The following is a 16,017-nucleotide window of genomic DNA, read 5'->3' as shown; positions in this document are numbered from 1 at the left end:
ACCCGTCCTCCTTCGCCTGCGTCACGGGTCCTGGTTCGACGCAGGCGTTTTCTGTATGGAATACGCCATCCCCTCCGATAGATGCCTTGTTTGCCTAAAGCAGTTAACCCCACCAGCGACAAACGTCATGCAGGACGGTCAGTCACGCTTACGCGGCATCATCCGTAACAGCGTATTGTCTTTCCAGAAATAGTGATGCATCAAAGCAGCGATGGCATGAAGTCCAATAACAAAATAGCCCAGGTTCGCCAGCGTGACGTGCCAGGATTTCAGCATATCTACGCGTTCAAAGTTAGCTTCGGCGGCATGCGGCATAGTAATGCCAAATGCGACCCAGGGATTGCCGCGGTTATACATCATGACCAGACCAATAACAGGCAGCACGATAAATAACAGGTAAATCACCAGATGTCCTAAATGCGCCATTCCGGTCATCATCGGTTTTGGACGAGGAACAATGGGCGGCGTGGGATATTTCAGCCGAATAATCAAGCGCGCCACCATTAAAAGCAAAATAGTGATACCACATGAAACGTGCGTCATATTAAACCAGGGCCGATAACTACGCGGCGCAAAACCGCGCAGCTCCATCGCGGCGTAAGCCACAATAACCAGAAAAAAGACTAACCAGTGAATACCAATTTGCAGGCCGGAATACTTATTGCCCATAGCGCGTCCTGAATGAAAACCGTAAAGCGACAACATAACCAGCTTTTATAAATAATTCATCAAATTTATGAGATGGTGGTCGCACTTGCCCGTTCACCCTCGCAAACGGGCGATTTTTAGCGTAAAGCTCTCTGTTCTAACGCACTGCGCAGCGTCGTATCTGCCTGCAATACCTGCCATGCGTTTTCAATATCGCGTGGGATATCAACGTGAATGATAAAATCTTTACCGCGCGGTCCATACCCTGTTTCATCGTCACGCAAACGTGGCAGCTCGCCGGCAATCAGAGACAAATAACGCTCCACCGTCCAGATGCCCTCTTCAACATTGGCAAAACGTGTACCGCCATTAAGGTGGCGCAGTACCGGAACAAAACCAGGAAAACTCAGCCAGCGCGGCGCATCGGTGTCGTCGTTTGTCACGCGCCGAAACGCCGCGATAGTGCGCCGCTGCATGGTGGGGTCTTGCACAACGATAGCCGTGTTAATGTTTTCTTTCGCCTGACGGATCAGTGCGCAAGAGAAACGGGCATTTTCGCCGCAATTAGTTGACCGATCTTCCAGCCAAATTTTCTCAGCCGGAATATGCCAGAACTGGTTCGCGATATCCGCGAGGATAGCGGCTTCAGCGCGTCCGCTTGTGCGAATAGTGTGGTAGCGCGAATGCCGGGCAATCACGGCGTACAAAAACGGCGTCGAATGGCCTATACCGCCGCTAATCAGTAAAGGAACACCTTGCGCTTTGGCGATGCGACAGGCCGCGTCGATAGTGGGGATCACCGCATTGCCCGCCAGGACGACACAATCCGACGAATAAGGTTGTTCGCCGGAAAAATCATTTTGCGCCAGCCACTGTCCGACGGTATTCACCGCCAGCAATGTTTCCGCAGAGAGCACCGGAAATGGCGTTGTATTCATAATTCCTCCTTTTTGTTCCGAACTTGTACCGGATCTCTTTGAAAGACATCGTCGCCTGGCTTTTTAGGCCGTAATCTGATCCATGGCCTGTAAAATACGCTTATCGGAAATAGGATAAGGCGTACCGAGCTGTTGCGCGAAATAACTGACACGCAGTTCTTCAATCATCCAACGGATCTCTTTAACATCATCATCTTCGCGACGCGCTGGAGGCAATTTATTTATCCATTGTTGCCACGCCTGCTGGACGCTTTCGACTTTCAGCATTTGCGCCCGATCGCGGTGCGGATCGACAGCCAGTTTCTCCAGCCGCTTTTCAATTGCCTGCAGATAACGCAGCGTATCGCCGAGACGTTTAAAGCCGTTGCCAGTCACAAAACCACGGTATACCAGACCGCTCATCTGCGCCTTGATATCGGAAAGCCCCAACGCCATGCTCATATCCACCCGCCCTTTCAGACGCTTATTGATATTGAATACGGTCGTCAGGATCCGCTCGACCTGCTTCGCGATATCCACCACAGTATCATTCAGCTCGGCGCGTACCTTTTCGTGCAGCGCGGTGAAACCTGCTTCGCTCCACACCGGTCCGCCGTTGGCATCTATCAGTTTATCTACCCCGCAGGCAATACAGTCATCAATCAACTCCAGTACTTTGCCGTACGGGTTAAAGTACAGCCCCAGCTTGGCTTTATTCGGCAATTTCTCATGCAGATACTTAATCGGTGAAGGAATGTTGAGCAACAGCAGACGGCGTAAACCGCACCACATCGCCTGTTGTTGTTCCAGCGGATTATCAAACAATTTGATAGCGACGCTGTCACGCTCATCCACTAACGCCGGCCACGCCTTCACTTTATAATTACCGCGTTTCTGTTCGTAGCTTTCCGGCAGCTCGCCGAAACTCCAGATATGCAGCCCGCTCTGCTCGATGCCGTCATCCGCCACCGCCGAGAGCGTCTCCTGCATTTTGCCTTTCAGCGCATTTTTAAGCTCGGCGAGCGAACGCCCTTCCTGCAGTTTCTTGTTTTTGTCATTCACCACGCGAAACGTGATTTTCAGATGCTCGGGCACCTGATCCCAATGCCAGTCTTCCCGGTCGACCGTGACGCCGGTCATCCGGCGCAGTTCACGCTCCAGAGCGTCCAGCAGCGGCAGCTCCAGCGGCGTTACGCGACCTAAAAACGCTTCAGCATAGTTTGGAGCCGGAACAAAGTTGCGACGTACCGGTTTTGGCAACGATTTAATCAGCGCAATCACTAATTCACGGCGCAGCCCTGGGATCTGCCATTCAAAACCGCTCTCATCAACCTGGTTAAGTAGCGGCAACGGAATATGGACGGTCACGCCGTCAGCATCCGCGCCCGGTTCAAATTGATAGCTCAAACGCAGCTTGAGATTGCCCTGGTGCCAGAAATTCGGGTAATCCAGTTTGCTGATTTTTTCCGCGCCTTCTTTAATCAGCATACTTTTTTCAAAGTTGAGCAGATCCGGCGTCTCGCGGCTGATTTTTTTCCACCAACTATCAAAGTGGCGGGCGGAAATAACGTCATGGCTAATACGCTGGTCATAAAACTCAAACAGGGTATCGTCATCCACCAGGATATCGCGGCGGCGAGATTTGTGCTCAAGTTCCTCGACTTCCGCACGCAATTTTAGATTCTCACGGAAGAAGGCATGACGGGTTTGCCAGTCCCCCTCCACCAGCGCATGGCGGATGAACAACTCGCGACACAACGCCGGGTCAATCTGGCTGTAATTCACCTTGCGCGCGGCGACAATCGGCAGACCGTAGACAGTAACCTTTTCCGTCGCCATCACCGCGCCTTGCGCCCGCTCCCAGTGCGGTTCGCTATATGAACGTTTAATCAGGTGCTGGGCTACCGGTTCCACCCATTCTGGCTCAATGCGGGCAGCGATACGCCCCCACAAACGGCTGGTCTCCACCAGTTCTGCGACCATTGTCCATTTCGGCGGTTTTTTGAATAAACCGGAACCGGGGAAAATAGAGAATCGGGCGTTACGCGCGCCGGTGTACTCTTGTTTATCGGCATCTTTCATCCCGATATGCGACAACAGCCCCGTTAACAACGCAACGTGAATTTCCCGGTACTCTGCGAGTTCGCTGTTTACCGGAATCCCCAGTTCTTTGACCACCTGACGCAGTTGGGTATAGATATCCTGCCACTCACGCACGCGTAAATAGTTCAGATAGTCGGTGCGACACAGACGGCGGAATTGATTCGACGACAGGGCCTTTTGTTGCTCGCCGAGGTAATTCCACAGGTTAACAAACGCCAGAAAATCGGACTCCTTATCATGGAAGCGCCGGTGTTTCTCATCGGAAGCCTGCTGCTTGTCCACTGGGCGCTCGCGCGGATCCTGAATAGAGAGTGCGGAAGTAATGATCATCGCTTCGCGCACACAGCCATGCTTTTGCGCTTCCAGAACCATACGCGCCAGGCGCGGGTCGACCGGCAACTGGGATAATTGTCGGCCCAGCGGCGTCAGCTTATATGCCGTTTGCTGTTCGTCGGCGGTAATCGCCCCCAGCTCTTCCAACAAACGCACGCCATCCTGAATATTGCGCTTATCCGGCGCTTCGACAAACGGGAAGGCAGCGATGTCACCCAGCCCCAGGGCGGTCATCTGCAAAATAACCGACGCCAGGTTGGTACGTAGAATTTCCGGGTCGGTAAATTCCGGACGTGACAAAAAGTCATCTTCCGAATACAGACGAATGCAGATCCCTTCCGATACGCGTCCGCAACGCCCTTTACGCTGGTTGGCGGAAGCCTGTGAGATCGGTTCAATCGGCAGGCGCTGCACTTTAGTGCGGTAGCTGTAGCGGCTGATGCGCGCAGTGCCAGGATCGATCACATACTTGATACCCGGCACCGTCAGCGAGGTTTCCGCCACGTTAGTCGCCAGCACGATACGGCGTCCGCTGTGCGACTGGAAAACGCGGTTCTGTTCGCTGTTCGACAAGCGTGCATACAGCGGCAACACTTCGGTATGCCGTAAGTTCAGCTTGTTCAGGGCGTCGGCGGTATCGCGGATTTCCCGCTCTCCGCTCATAAAAATCAGAATATCGCCGGGACTTTCACGCCCCAGTTCATCAACAGCGTCGAAAATTGCCTGTAGCTGATCGCGTTCAGTGTCGTCAGCCTCTTCCACGATAGGGCGATAACGAACTTCTACGGGATACGTTCGGCCAGAGACTTCGATAATCGGCGCGTTATTAAAGTGGCGCGAGAAACGTTCCGGGTCGATGGTCGCAGAGGTAATAATCACTTTCAGATCGGGGCGACGCGGCAGAAGCTCTTTCAGATAGCCCAGCAAGAAGTCAATATTCAGGCTGCGTTCATGCGCTTCATCAATAATGATGGTGTCATACTGCATCAATAGCCTGTCCTGCTGGATTTCCGCCAGCAGGATACCGTCCGTCATCAGTTTGACCATGGTGTTGCTACTGACATGATCGCTGAAACGAACTTTATAGCCGATGCAGCCGCCTGGCTCCGTTTGCAACTCTTCGGCAATGCGGTTAGCGACGGTGCGCGCCGCCAGGCGACGCGGCTGAGTATGTCCAATAAGTCCTTTAATTCCGCGTCCCAGCTCCATACAAATTTTCGGCAACTGGGTGGTTTTACCGGAACCGGTTTCCCCTGCCACGATCACCACCTGATGATCGCGGATCGCTTCCAGAATGTCCTGTTTCTTCTGGCTAACAGGTAAATTTTGCGGATAAGTGATTGAGGGGCGCGCCGCTTCGCGTAGAGCGACCTGCGCCGCAGCCTGTTCAATTTCTTTCGCCATCGTCTGGAAAATAGCCTGTTGCGCATCAGGATTTTTTACTTTCTTTACGCCATGCAGGCGGCGAGCAAAGCGCTGTTTGTCGCGCAGCATCAGTGCATCCAGCCGCTGCTGTAACACCTGAAGCGTCAACGTAGATTGTTCAGTCATAAAGCTCTTGGGCAGCATTCTGCCTGTTTAAAATCGTTTTAAATGATAGGTATAGAGTACCACATTGGGGCTTTTTTTGTGTTGTTCAATAATTTCGAACAAAGGGTTCGATATATTGCGCTATCCCTGCGACATATTTGTGAATAAAGTGTCAACAAGCAACGGGGCCCGCCCCTTCAAACACATAAAAGGAAACACCCATGAGCAAGGTATTAGTTCTTAAATCCAGTATTCTGGCAGGGTACTCTCAGTCTGGTCAGTTGACTGACTATTTTATTGAACAATGGCGCGAAAAACACGTCGCAGATGAAATTACTGTCCGCGATCTGGCGGCCAACCCTGTTCCGGTGCTGGATGGCGAGCTGGTGGGCGCGATGCGTCCGGGCGATGCGCCTTTAACGCCACGTCAGCAGGAGGCTCTGGCGCTGTCTGATGAACTCATTGCTGAACTGAAAGCCCACGACGTCATCGTTATTGCGGCACCGATGTACAATTTCAATATCCCGACGCAGCTGAAAAACTACTTTGATCTGATTGCCCGCGCCGGTATCACTTTCCGCTATACCGAAAAAGGCCCGGAAGGTCTGGTAACCGGTAAACGCGCGGTGGTTCTCTCCAGTCGCGGCGGTATCCATAAAGACACCCCGACGGATTTGATTGCGCCTTACCTGAAAGTGTTCCTTGGTTTTATCGGTATTACCGACGTGAATTTTGTCTTTGCCGAAGGCATCGCCTACGGGCCGGAAGTGGCGGCTAAAGCTCAGGCCGATGCAAAAGCCGCGATTGACAGCGTAGTGGCCGCTTAAATATTTTTGCCTCCCGTTTCGACGGGAGGTGACTTCTTCGGTTCGTAGCGCAAATATCCTACCACGCCGCTACTGCCGCCATCGCTGGGATGCGTTACCCCATCATTGACTTCAACGCAGGCGAAATCAAAAGGCGACACATTTTCGATGCACGCCACATTGACCCCATATTGATCGGGATTGGATCGACGTTGATGAAAAGTATATATCCCGCATACCGAACAGAAAAAATGCACCGCCTTGCCCGTATTGAAGCGATATTCGGTAAGCTTATCCTGCCCTTTTAGCACTTTAATACCCGATAGCGGCGCAGACACTGCCACTGCTCCGCGCATCCGGCAAAAGGAACAGTTGCAGCGCCTGGCGGTATGAAAGCCATCGCTAAGTTGAACGGTAAACACGACGCTGCCACAATGGCAGGCAGCAGATAATTTTTCAGACGTCATACCTGGTTACTCTCGCGAATAGTGATACCAGTCAACAGTATAGAAATGGCGTTTCCGGTTCGCCTAATATAAATACGACCTTCATATTCAGAAATTACCAATATAAAAATGCATTTTGCGGTAAAAAAATTGTCGGAAAGCGGTTATTTACGCATCCATTTGCCATTAATTCCCTGGACATATTCTCCCGGCCTGGCGCGCTCAACCAGTTTTTGCCCTGCCATCTTCGCCACCTCGTCCACGGGAAGATGATTGCTATCCGCTAACTGCTGATAACTGGCGCGACGGGCATGATTAATATCAAGCACCAGTTTCTGGGTTTCGGCATCATTCTTTAAGGCCACCAGATAGCCATTCAGCGTTTCCCCAACCCGGCCCTGCGTGCGCGCTTCGTCCAGGGTTAAGGCCCACACAGAAGGTGTGAGCAAGCTCAGCGTCAGCACCCATAGCATTAAATACTTTTTCATTATGGCCTCAGAATAGATCGCTGCGTGATTTCAGGAGTTCTTCAACATCTTTATCGACTTTGATATGTATTTCATGCTCGATCTTTACATTCATGTTGATGGTAATCGGCTGTTCCGGCGCGGCGACTTCAATACGTGGCGTGCACCCCACCACGATAAATGACGCAAGCGCTGACAGCATGGCAATACTCATTTTCATTATTTATCCTCACAGTCCTTGTCTTTCCGGCAAGGAGGTTGCGGCAACGCTGTATTTTGTTCAAGCCATGCCTGTAAATTGTCGCCAAAACGCAAACTGCGCCACAGCGTAAACACATTTTCTTCATGGGTATAGTTCAAGTTAACGATCGCGGTTTTACCATCTACCCGGCTTTTGCCGGTAATAGCCGCCTGCATCGTTAGTACGCCCAGGTTATCAACGTTAATTTTCGTCCACGAATGCGTAATTTCCATATAACGTAGCCAGTTAATCGCCGAGCCTGCCGTGACATTATCCTTCACCACCGCATCCGCAGTATCTTTATCGATGCGCAATGTCATTGGCCCAGGGTTGGTAAGCCAGCCATCTTTGATTATCCATTTTTCATTGTTCAGCCACAGCGGCAACGCGCCGCTAACAGGGCCAGACATGGCGAATTGCTTTGGATTTATGGCGCTAATCAATTCGCTGGATGAAATATTTTGCACCCGCAAAAGCGCCGGGTCGTGCTGCGGCATTCGCAACTGTTTCATAATGATTTGACCACCCAGCACGTCTACGCTGACATCGCTTAGCAGTAATGGATTCGACTCGCTCCAGGGATAACCGCCCTGTAAATCAGCGGTGATATTTTTCGCCGTGACCTGGTTGACTATCCCGGCAATACGCAGCGAGACGGGCCCGCGCGTCCCCAATTGCCACGCGCCGTTGTGGAAGCGAAATGGCAGAATGAAATCGACGCCGTTGATTTTGTTATCCGGCATCCAGGCGCTACCGCCTTTTAACACGCCGTGTCCACCTGCTTCAAACCCCTGCCCCTGTGCGGCGGAAAAAGCCACCTGCGCATACAGTGAGCCTTCGCGCAGCGTCATTTTCCAGTTTGGTGGAAGCAACGGCTGGAAAACGATAAGCGACTGCTTCGGCCACCAGGCCTGTCCGCGAAGGCGTTCGCCATCCCAGCGCCCATTCAGCCGTACCGGTCCTATCGCCCCCGCCCGAAGGTCGCCTTTAAACTGGAACAGGGTTGGCTCTCGCCCTTCAACGCTAAAATTAACGGTAGAAGGCGGCAGCACGCTCCCGCTGGTAAATACGGTTTTCCCCGCCTCCAGAGACAGCGCGCCCTGTAGCGACGGCGTTGTGGCGTCGCGAACCCAGACAATAGGTTTATTCAGCGCCAGTCTTGGCGATGTGACAGTCATTGCGCCATATTGCAACTGATCAAAACCGGTGGATAAACTGGTCAACCTGATGGTGTTATCATGCCATTCGCCCTGTCCGGCAATATCCCAGCGGGCGCGCATTGGCGTAAAGCTTCCTTGCCCCCAATAGCGCCACCGCCAGCGACCAGCATCAGGGAGAAAATCATTCGCCAGGCCATCAAGATGAAGAACGAAATCGCCCATCTCATTTTCGTGCGCCCGTAAAATAGCCTGTAATCGACCATCAACGCCGCGCGGCGTCACCTTAACGCCCGCCAGCGGCCAACGAATTTCATCAATATCTAACGCATCAATCACCCGTCCGCGCGAGCGTAGCAATGCGCCAGGTGCAAAGGTGAGCTGCGGATCGGCCAGACTGCCGCGGAACATAGCGGGCAATACGGCATAAAAGATTAAATCCTTCTGTTTAGCCTCGCCGGTAAGCTGTAGAGGCATCTCACTGCTGTCCATGCTGAGTTTTCCCGGGCCGATAGTCAGTACAGCGTTCGCTTTACCGGCATCGCCCTGGGTCAGAATATTCAGGCGTCCGCTGACTCGTGCATTATCCGGCCCGGCTTGCCAGTTATCGATATTAAAAGCCAGACGTCCGCTCAAGGGGAATCCCTGATATGGCCAGTTCCAGCGGCCATCGCTGATGGTAAGCCGCTGACGCGTTACCGCCCAGGGGAGATCGAGAATCGGGTCAGGATTACCTCGCGCCATCACGATGAGCTGTCCGGCGTTATCACGCCACTCCAGTTCCGCATCCACCAGCGACGGTTCCTGCGGCAGACGCAAGGTCGCTGCCGCATGACCGCTGACCGGCAGGCCATCCGGTACCAGCGGCAACATAAACTCCCCCGCCAGGCTAACGGGAGGCTGGTTGGCCAGCGCGGCGATCTCCAGTTGGCTCACCGTCAATGCCTGACCGCGTAACTGCCCTTGAAATTTTACTTTTTCGCCCTGATAACGTATCTGCTGAATGAGCGGCGTCATGGAGATCGCCAGCTTGCCCTGCCATTCCGGCCAGGGCGCGAGAATGACATTATCAATGTTAATCCAGGTATTGGGCAGCATTGACTGCCACTGCGCCAGCGTACGCGGCGCGGCGGGAGAAGCTTCCGTAGCGGGCAGTTTCGCCAGGCACGCGGCATCCAGTTTAAGGCTTTTAATATTCAGCAACCAACGGCTGGGATGCGTCAGTTCCGCCTGGGTAATATGCGCTAACGAACAATCATTGACCAGATAGCGAAGATCGGGAATCACTAACCCATGACGTGTCAGGCGTGGACTTTGTTCCAGAGCGATACGGGTACCGACGGGTAGCCAAATTCCCGCCAGAGTGGGAACCCACAGCCCGAGGGTCATCAGTAGCGTCAGAGGGACAAGAATCAGCAGTAACAGTAGCGCAAGGGCGGCTTTATATTTACCCTTCATGGGCCATTAATTTCCTGATTTAACGAAAAATTCAGTCGGCTATCTCTTTATTTTGGCATGATTGCCCGTACATAGCCTAATAGTTCATGTTGCAAGCGGGTGATGCGTTATGCATGTTGCAGGGGCGCCCTCCGGCTATTTGAGGCGTTGTGGAGAATGATAACCTAAAATTATTCATTATATGTATGACTATCAATTATTTTTGATTTTTTGTAAGATAATTTTAAGCATATTTGTGTGATTCTAACATCACTGGAGAAGGTCATATGAAACTCGCCGTCTATAGTACCAAACAGTATGACAAGAAATATCTACAGCAAGTGAACGAAGCGTTCGGTTTTGAACTGGAGTTTTTTGATTTTCTGCTGACCGAGAAAACGGCGAAAACCGCCAATGGATGTGAAGCAGTTTGTATCTTCGTGAATGACGACGGGAGCCGACCGGTACTGGAAGAGCTGAAAAAACACGGCGTGAAATACATCGCGCTGCGTTGCGCCGGATTTAATAATGTCGACCTGGATGCCGCTAAAGAGCTCGGTTTGCAGGTGGTGCGCGTACCGGCTTATTCTCCGGAAGCCGTCGCTGAACATGCGATTGGCATGATGATGACATTGAACCGCCGTATCCACCGCGCTTATCAACGCACCCGCGACGCTAACTTTTCCCTTGAGGGACTGACCGGCTTTACCATGCACGGAAAAACCGCTGGCGTCATTGGTACCGGTAAAATCGGCGTCGCCGCGCTGCGTATTCTGAAAGGCTTCGGAATGCGTTTACTGGCGTTTGATCCTTATCCCAGCACCGCCGCGCTTGATCTCGGCGTAGAGTATGTGGATCTGCAAACGTTGTTTGCCGAATCGGATGTCATTTCCCTGCACTGCCCGCTCACGCCGGAAAACTACCATTTACTGAACCATGCGGCATTCGACCAAATGAAAAATGGCGTTATGGTCATTAATACCAGTCGTGGCGCGCTGATTGATTCCCAGGCGGCTATCGAAGCTCTGAAGAATCAGAAAATCGGCTCGCTGGGGATGGATGTGTATGAAAACGAACGCGACCTGTTCTTTGAAGATAAGTCAAACGATGTTATTCAGGATGATGTTTTCCGCCGTCTGTCGGCCTGCCATAACGTACTGTTTACGGGGCACCAGGCATTCCTGACCGCAGAAGCGCTGATCAGCATCTCTGAAACCACGCTACAAAACTTAAGCCAGCTTGAGAAGGGCGAAGCCTGCCCGAACGCGCTGTTCTAATCCTGTCGCTCCCCTGCGCTCAGGGGAGCATTTTCGGATAACCCCTGAAGATCTATCCGGTCATATTATTACTATAGTCAGTGTTAACTATCAGATTACAGAGAATATCAATGAAGAAAATCGTCACGCTGGTCGCCCTGAGCATCATAATCACAGGGTGCGTGAGCAGTGGAAAAGTGTCCGTCAAACGCGAGCAACTGGAGCACCACCGCTTTGTTCTGGAAAGCGTAAACGGTAAAACGGTCACCGGCCCGGAGCTCAGCTTTGGCGAGGACATGACGGTATCTGGCAAAATGTGCAATCAATTCACCGGCGAAGGAAAACTGTCGGACGGCGAATTAAAAGTGAAAAATTTAGCGATGACCCGAATGATGTGCGCCGATCCACAGCTTAATGCGCTGGACGGCACCCTCAGCGAGCTCTTCAGCAAAGGCGCACAGGTCGATTTAACCGCGAACCAATTAACGCTGGCGACGGCAGAAACAACGCTAATGTATAAACTGGCGGATTTAGCGCACTAAGCCATTAAGTGAAAAGTTATACGCGTCAGGCGAAACGCTACGCTTAATAACTCCCGCAGTTTCCGGCGGCAAGCGACTGTTCGCTACAACGTTTGCCGTTGGGTAGCGCGCACATACCAATTACTGAACCATCAAGCTGCCGGGCCGCTGAAAGCGAACCGCCAATCATAGCGCAATTCGCTTCGCCGGCGCTGGACATCGCCGCTTTCATCCCTGGCGAAACATGCGCCGCGGTTGCCTGCTGAACAGGTTCGCTACTGCAAGCCGACAATAATAACGCGGCACATCCCACCCAAAACGCTGCGCGCATTTCTCTCCCCTCTGTTTATTCATCCAAACGACACCGCCCTAAATAATAGGCAGCAGAAACTGACGCGTCGAGAGGCAAAGCGCGCATTTATGCGCTTCATTAACATTTATTGGCAATTTTTTACGTCTTTTCGGCAAGAAATCGCCATTCTCCTCCCGCCAGGGACACAAAAGCGAAAATGGGGCTTGAAGGGCTTTGCTAAAATAAAAGGATAACTACAGGATGCGCTCACGATTATGCGTGTCCCTCTTTTTTGCGCAATGTAAGGGTGTCATATGCAAACAATTGACGGTAATGGCGCGGTAGCGTCTGTGGCGTTCCGTACCAGCGAGGTTATCGCCATTTACCCGATTACGCCCAGTTCAACAATGGCTGAACAAGCGGATGCCTGGGCCGGTAATGGGCTTAGAAATGTCTGGGGCGATACGCCGCGTGTGGTAGAGATGCAGTCGGAAGGCGGCGCGATCGCCGCCGTTCACGGTGCGTTACAAACCGGTTCGCTTTCTACGTCATTTACATCATCGCAGGGGCTGCTGCTGATGATTCCAACGCTGTATAAACTGGCGGGGCAGCTCACGCCGTTTGTACTGCACGTTGCCGCGCGCACCGTCGCCACGCACGCGCTTTCTATTTTTGGCGACCATTCCGATGTGATGGCGGTCCGCCAGACAGGCTGCGCGATGTTATGTGCCGCCAGCGTTCAGGAAGCGCAGGATTTTGCGCTGATCGCACACAGGGCTACGCTGAAAAGCCGCGTTCCGTTTATTCATTTTTTTGATGGCTTCCGTACATCGCATGAAATCAACAAAATTATACCGCTAACGGATGAAACCATTCTGAACCTGATGCCGCAGGCGGAGATCGACGCTCACCGCGCCCGCGCGCTGAATCCGGAACATCCGGTGATTCGTGGAACTTCAGCGAATCCGGACACCTACTTCCAGTCTCGCGAAGCGACCAATCCGTGGTACAACGCCGTTTATGATCATGTTGAAGAGGCGATGAAGGCATTTGGCGACGCTACAGGCCGCCAGTACCAGCCATTTGAATATTATGGCCATCCCCAGGCTGAACGCGTCATCATTATGATGGGCTCCGCCCTCGGCACCTGCGAAGAGGTCGTGGACGAGCTACTGATACGCGGAGAAAAGGTCGGCGTTCTGAAAGTCCGTCTGTTCCGCCCCTTCTCCGCCAAACATTTGTTACAGGCATTACCGGAAACCGTTCGCGCTATCGCCGTGCTGGATCGCACCAAAGAGCCTGGCGCGCAGGCCGAGCCGCTTTATCTGGACGTGATGACCGCACTGGCGGAAGCCTTTAATAATGGCGAGCGCGAAACGTTGCCGCGCACCATTGGCGGCCGTTATGGGCTATCATCCAAAGAGTTCGGCCCGGCGTGCGTACTGGCGGTCTTTAATGAACTCAGCCGCGCGAAACCCAAACCACGGTTTACAGTGGGCATTTATGATGACGTCACTAATCTCTCGCTGCCATTACCGGAAAATACCCTGCCCGGCAGCGCTAAACTTGAAGCGTTATTTTACGGTCTGGGAAGCGACGGCAGCGTATCCGCCACGAAAAATAATATTAAAATTATCGGTAATTCTACGCCGTGGTATGCGCAAGGTTATTTCGTTTATGACTCTAAAAAAGCTGGCGGGCTCACGGTATCGCACCTGCGCGTCAGCGAAAAACCCATTCGTTCCGCTTACTTAATTGCTCAGGCGGATTTTGTCGGCTGCCATCAATTACAGTTTATCGATAAATATCAGATGGCGGAACGTCTGAAGCCAGGCGGAATCTTTCTGCTTAATACGCCGTACAGCGCCGACGAGGTCTGGTCGCGTCTGCCGCAAGAAGTTCAGGCGGTGTTGAATCAGAAAAAGGCGCGTTTTTACGTGGTTAACGCGGCGAAAATCGCCCGCGAATGTGGACTTGGCGCCCGCATCAATACCGTCATGCAAATGGCTTTCTTCCACCTGACGCATATTCTTCCGGGCGATAGCGCCCTGGTTGAGCTGCAGGGCGCGATTGCCAAAAGCTATAGCAGCAAGGGTCAGGATCTGGTTGAGCGTAACTGGCAGGCATTGGCGCTGGCGCAGGCATCGCTGGCGGAAGTGCCGTTGCAGGCGGTTAATCCGCACAGCGCGCATCGCCCGCCGGTCGTCTCCGACGCCGCGCCGGATTTCGTGAAAACCGTTACCGCCGCCATGTTGGCGGGCCTCGGCGACGCACTGCCTGTTTCCGCCCTGCCGCCGGACGGAACATGGCCAATGGGCACCACCCGCTGGGAAAAGCGCAATATCGCCGAAGAGATTCCTGTCTGGAAAGAGGAACTGTGTACACAATGTAATCACTGCGTCGCCGCCTGCCCTCACTCGGCGATTCGTGCGAAAGTCGTTTCCCCGCAGGCGATGGAGAACGCGCCAGCCAGTCTGCATTCGCTGGACGTGAAGTCCCGCGATATGCGCGGCCAGAAATATGTGCTGCAGGTCGCGCCGGAAGACTGTACTGGCTGTAATTTATGCGTAGAGGTCTGCCCGGCTAAAGATCGGCAAAATCCACAGATCAAGGCGATTAACATGATGTCGCGCCTTGAGCATGTGGAAGAAGAGAAAGTGAATTATGACTTTTTCCTCGACTTACCGGAAATCGATCGCAGCAAACTGGAACGGATTGATATCCGCACGTCGCAGCTCATTACACCGCTGTTTGAATATTCCGGTGCCTGTTCCGGCTGCGGTGAAACGCCGTATATTAAACTGCTGACTCAGTTATATGGCGACAGAATGTTAATCGCTAACGCCACGGGGTGTTCCTCTATTTACGGCGGTAATTTGCCCTCAACGCCTTATACCACCGATGCCAACGGACGCGGCCCGGCATGGGCGAATTCGTTATTTGAAGATAACGCGGAATTTGGTCTCGGTTTCCGTCTGAGCGTGGATCAGCACCGGGCGCGCGTCATGCGTTTACTGGCGCAATTCGCCGATCGCATTCCGGCGGAATTAAACGATGCTCTGCATACCGAAGCAACGCCTGACGTTCGGCGTGAACAGGTCGCCGCATTACGCCAACATCTGAAATCGGTTGCGGGCGCAGAGGAACTGTTAAAGGATGCTGATGCGCTGGTAGAAAAATCAATCTGGCTGATTGGCGGCGATGGTTGGGCATACGACATCGGCTTTGGCGGTTTAGACCATGTGTTAAGCCTGACGGAGAATGTCAATATTCTGGTTCTGGATACGCAGTGTTATTCCAATACTGGCGGCCAGGCGTCGAAGGCGACGCCGCTTGGCGCCGTCACTAAATTTGGCGAACATGGCAAGCGTAAAGCCCGTAAAGATCTTGGCGTCAGCATGATGATGTATGGTCATGTTTATGTCGCGCAAATTTCGCTGGGCGCGCAGTTAAACCAGACGGTGAAAGCCATCCAGGAAGCCGAAGCCTGGCCAGGACCGTCGCTGATCATTGCCTATAGCCCCTGTGAGGAACATGGTTACGATCTGGCGCTAAGCCATGACCAGATGCGTCAGTTAACGGCGACCGGTTTCTGGCCGTTATACCGCTTTGATCCCCGCCGTGCGGATGAAGGCAAGCCGCCGCTGGCTCTGGACTCTCGGCCACCGTCAGATGCACTGGCGGAAACGTTGCTTAATGAACAGCGTTTCCGTCGCCTGAATGCGCAACAGCCCGAAGTAGCTGAACAATTATGGCAAGATGCCGCATTGGATTTGCAAAAACGCTATGACTTTCTTGCCTTGCTGGCAGGAAAAGCGGAAAAACCCGGCGCAGATTAAAAAATATTCTAAGGATTAACCTGG

General features: G+C 52.8%; 13 protein-coding genes. 5 read left to right on the top strand and 8 right to left on the bottom strand.

Annotated elements, in window-relative coordinates:
• Window positions 1–138: 138 nt before the first annotated feature.
• The 3 genes from cybB to hrpA form a co-directional block, all read right to left on the bottom strand.
• Window positions 139–669: a cytochrome b561 gene (gene cybB / locus LCS67_RS11035; RefSeq protein ID WP_000527279.1), complete on the bottom strand. Its 531-nt coding sequence runs from the start codon at window positions 667–669 to the stop codon at window positions 139–141.
• Window positions 670–785: 116 nt separating this feature from the next.
• Window positions 786–1,586, bottom strand: a complete 801-nt coding sequence (locus tag LCS67_RS11030) for a YdcF family protein (RefSeq protein WP_001098520.1) — start codon at window positions 1,584–1,586, stop codon at window positions 786–788.
• A 63-nt stretch (window positions 1,587–1,649) separates the two neighbouring features.
• Window positions 1,650–5,552, bottom strand: coding sequence for an ATP-dependent RNA helicase HrpA (gene hrpA, locus LCS67_RS11025; RefSeq protein WP_031569150.1), 3,903 nt, complete (start codon window positions 5,550–5,552; stop codon window positions 1,650–1,652).
• Between the two features lie 200 nt (window positions 5,553–5,752).
• On the opposite strand from hrpA, the gene azoR reads away from it, so the two are divergent.
• Window positions 5,753–6,358, top strand: coding sequence for an FMN-dependent NADH-azoreductase (gene azoR / locus LCS67_RS11020; protein ID WP_000048931.1), 606 nt, complete (start codon window positions 5,753–5,755; stop codon window positions 6,356–6,358).
• Here azoR and LCS67_RS11015 read toward each other — a convergent pair.
• The 4 genes from LCS67_RS11015 to LCS67_RS11000 all read right to left on the bottom strand — a co-directional run bounded on the left by LCS67_RS11015 (window position 6,355) and on the right by LCS67_RS11000 (window position 10,106).
• Window positions 6,355–6,804 (bottom strand): GFA family protein, encoded by a 450-nt coding sequence (locus LCS67_RS11015; protein WP_001518898.1) that lies wholly within the window; start codon window positions 6,802–6,804, stop codon window positions 6,355–6,357. The two genes, azoR and LCS67_RS11015, sit on opposite strands and share 4 nt — an antisense overlap.
• 143 nt (window positions 6,805–6,947) lie before the next feature.
• Window positions 6,948–7,271 carry a YdbL family protein gene (locus tag LCS67_RS11010; RefSeq protein WP_000760414.1) on the bottom strand — a complete coding sequence of 108 codons (324 nt, stop codon included), beginning with the start codon at window positions 7,269–7,271 and terminating at the stop codon, window positions 6,948–6,950.
• Window positions 7,272–7,278: 7 nt separating this feature from the next.
• Window positions 7,279–7,470 (bottom strand): YnbE family lipoprotein, encoded by a 192-nt coding sequence (locus LCS67_RS11005; RefSeq protein WP_000784063.1) that lies wholly within the window; start codon window positions 7,468–7,470, stop codon window positions 7,279–7,281.
• Window positions 7,470–10,106 carry a YdbH family protein gene (locus tag LCS67_RS11000; RefSeq protein ID WP_000677033.1) on the bottom strand — a complete coding sequence of 879 codons (2,637 nt, stop codon included), beginning with the start codon at window positions 10,104–10,106 and terminating at the stop codon, window positions 7,470–7,472. Before LCS67_RS11000 ends, LCS67_RS11005 begins: the two co-directional genes overlap by 1 nt.
• A 266-nt stretch (window positions 10,107–10,372) precedes the next feature.
• Here LCS67_RS11000 and ldhA point away from each other — a divergent pair, with 266 nt between their 5' ends.
• Together ldhA and hslJ are read left to right on the top strand one after the other, a co-directional pair.
• Window positions 10,373–11,362 (top strand): D-lactate dehydrogenase, encoded by a 990-nt coding sequence (gene ldhA, locus LCS67_RS10995; protein ID WP_000762206.1) that lies wholly within the window; start codon window positions 10,373–10,375, stop codon window positions 11,360–11,362.
• A 110-nt stretch (window positions 11,363–11,472) separates the two neighbouring features.
• Window positions 11,473–11,883: a heat shock protein HslJ gene (gene hslJ / locus LCS67_RS10990; protein ID WP_000725238.1), complete on the top strand. Its 411-nt coding sequence runs from the start codon at window positions 11,473–11,475 to the stop codon at window positions 11,881–11,883.
• 43 nt (window positions 11,884–11,926) lie between these two features.
• Here the strand turns inward: hslJ and LCS67_RS10985 are convergent, their stop codons facing one another.
• Entirely contained in the window at window positions 11,927–12,193 is a 267-nt protein-coding gene (locus tag LCS67_RS10985) for a DUF333 domain-containing protein (RefSeq protein ID WP_001200679.1), read from the bottom strand.
• On the opposite strand from LCS67_RS10985, the gene LCS67_RS10980 reads away from it, so the two are divergent.
• Both LCS67_RS10980 and nifJ read left to right on the top strand, forming a co-directional pair.
• Entirely contained in the window at window positions 12,097–12,408 is a 312-nt protein-coding gene (locus tag LCS67_RS10980) for a hypothetical protein (protein ID WP_031601775.1), read from the top strand. The two genes, LCS67_RS10985 and LCS67_RS10980, sit on opposite strands and share 97 nt — an antisense overlap.
• A 60-nt stretch (window positions 12,409–12,468) precedes the next feature.
• Complete coding sequence (gene nifJ, locus LCS67_RS10975; protein ID WP_031569164.1) at window positions 12,469–15,993, top strand: pyruvate:ferredoxin (flavodoxin) oxidoreductase; 3,525 nt, start codon at window positions 12,469–12,471, stop codon at window positions 15,991–15,993.
• The last annotated feature ends 24 nt before the right edge of the window (window positions 15,994–16,017 follow it).

This window comes from Salmonella sp. A7 (assembly GCF_020181675.1).
Taxonomy (GTDB): domain Bacteria; phylum Pseudomonadota; class Gammaproteobacteria; order Enterobacterales; family Enterobacteriaceae; genus Salmonella; species Salmonella enterica.
Note: the sequence above shows the minus strand (reverse complement) of the source record. Positions and strands in the feature narration are given on the sequence as shown.

Coding starts and splice junctions, on each gene's coding strand:
- cybB (WP_000527279.1), bottom strand. CDS start 669: ATGGGCAATAAGTATTCCGGCCTGCAAATTGGTATTCACTGGTTAGTC.
- LCS67_RS11030 (WP_001098520.1), bottom strand. CDS start 1,586: ATGAATACAACGCCATTTCCGGTGCTCTCTGCGGAAACATTGCTGGCG.
- hrpA (WP_031569150.1), bottom strand. CDS start 5,552: ATGACTGAACAATCTACGTTGACGCTTCAGGTGTTACAGCAGCGGCTG.
- azoR (WP_000048931.1), top strand. CDS start 5,753: ATGAGCAAGGTATTAGTTCTTAAATCCAGTATTCTGGCAGGGTACTCT.
- LCS67_RS11015 (WP_001518898.1), bottom strand. CDS start 6,804: ATGACGTCTGAAAAATTATCTGCTGCCTGCCATTGTGGCAGCGTCGTG.
- LCS67_RS11010 (WP_000760414.1), bottom strand. CDS start 7,271: ATGAAAAAGTATTTAATGCTATGGGTGCTGACGCTGAGCTTGCTCACA.
- LCS67_RS11005 (WP_000784063.1), bottom strand. CDS start 7,470: ATGAAAATGAGTATTGCCATGCTGTCAGCGCTTGCGTCATTTATCGTG.
- LCS67_RS11000 (WP_000677033.1), bottom strand. CDS start 10,106: ATGAAGGGTAAATATAAAGCCGCCCTTGCGCTACTGTTACTGCTGATT.
- ldhA (WP_000762206.1), top strand. CDS start 10,373: ATGAAACTCGCCGTCTATAGTACCAAACAGTATGACAAGAAATATCTA.
- hslJ (WP_000725238.1), top strand. CDS start 11,473: ATGAAGAAAATCGTCACGCTGGTCGCCCTGAGCATCATAATCACAGGG.
- LCS67_RS10985 (WP_001200679.1), bottom strand. CDS start 12,193: ATGCGCGCAGCGTTTTGGGTGGGATGTGCCGCGTTATTATTGTCGGCT.
- nifJ (WP_031569164.1), top strand. CDS start 12,469: ATGCAAACAATTGACGGTAATGGCGCGGTAGCGTCTGTGGCGTTCCGT.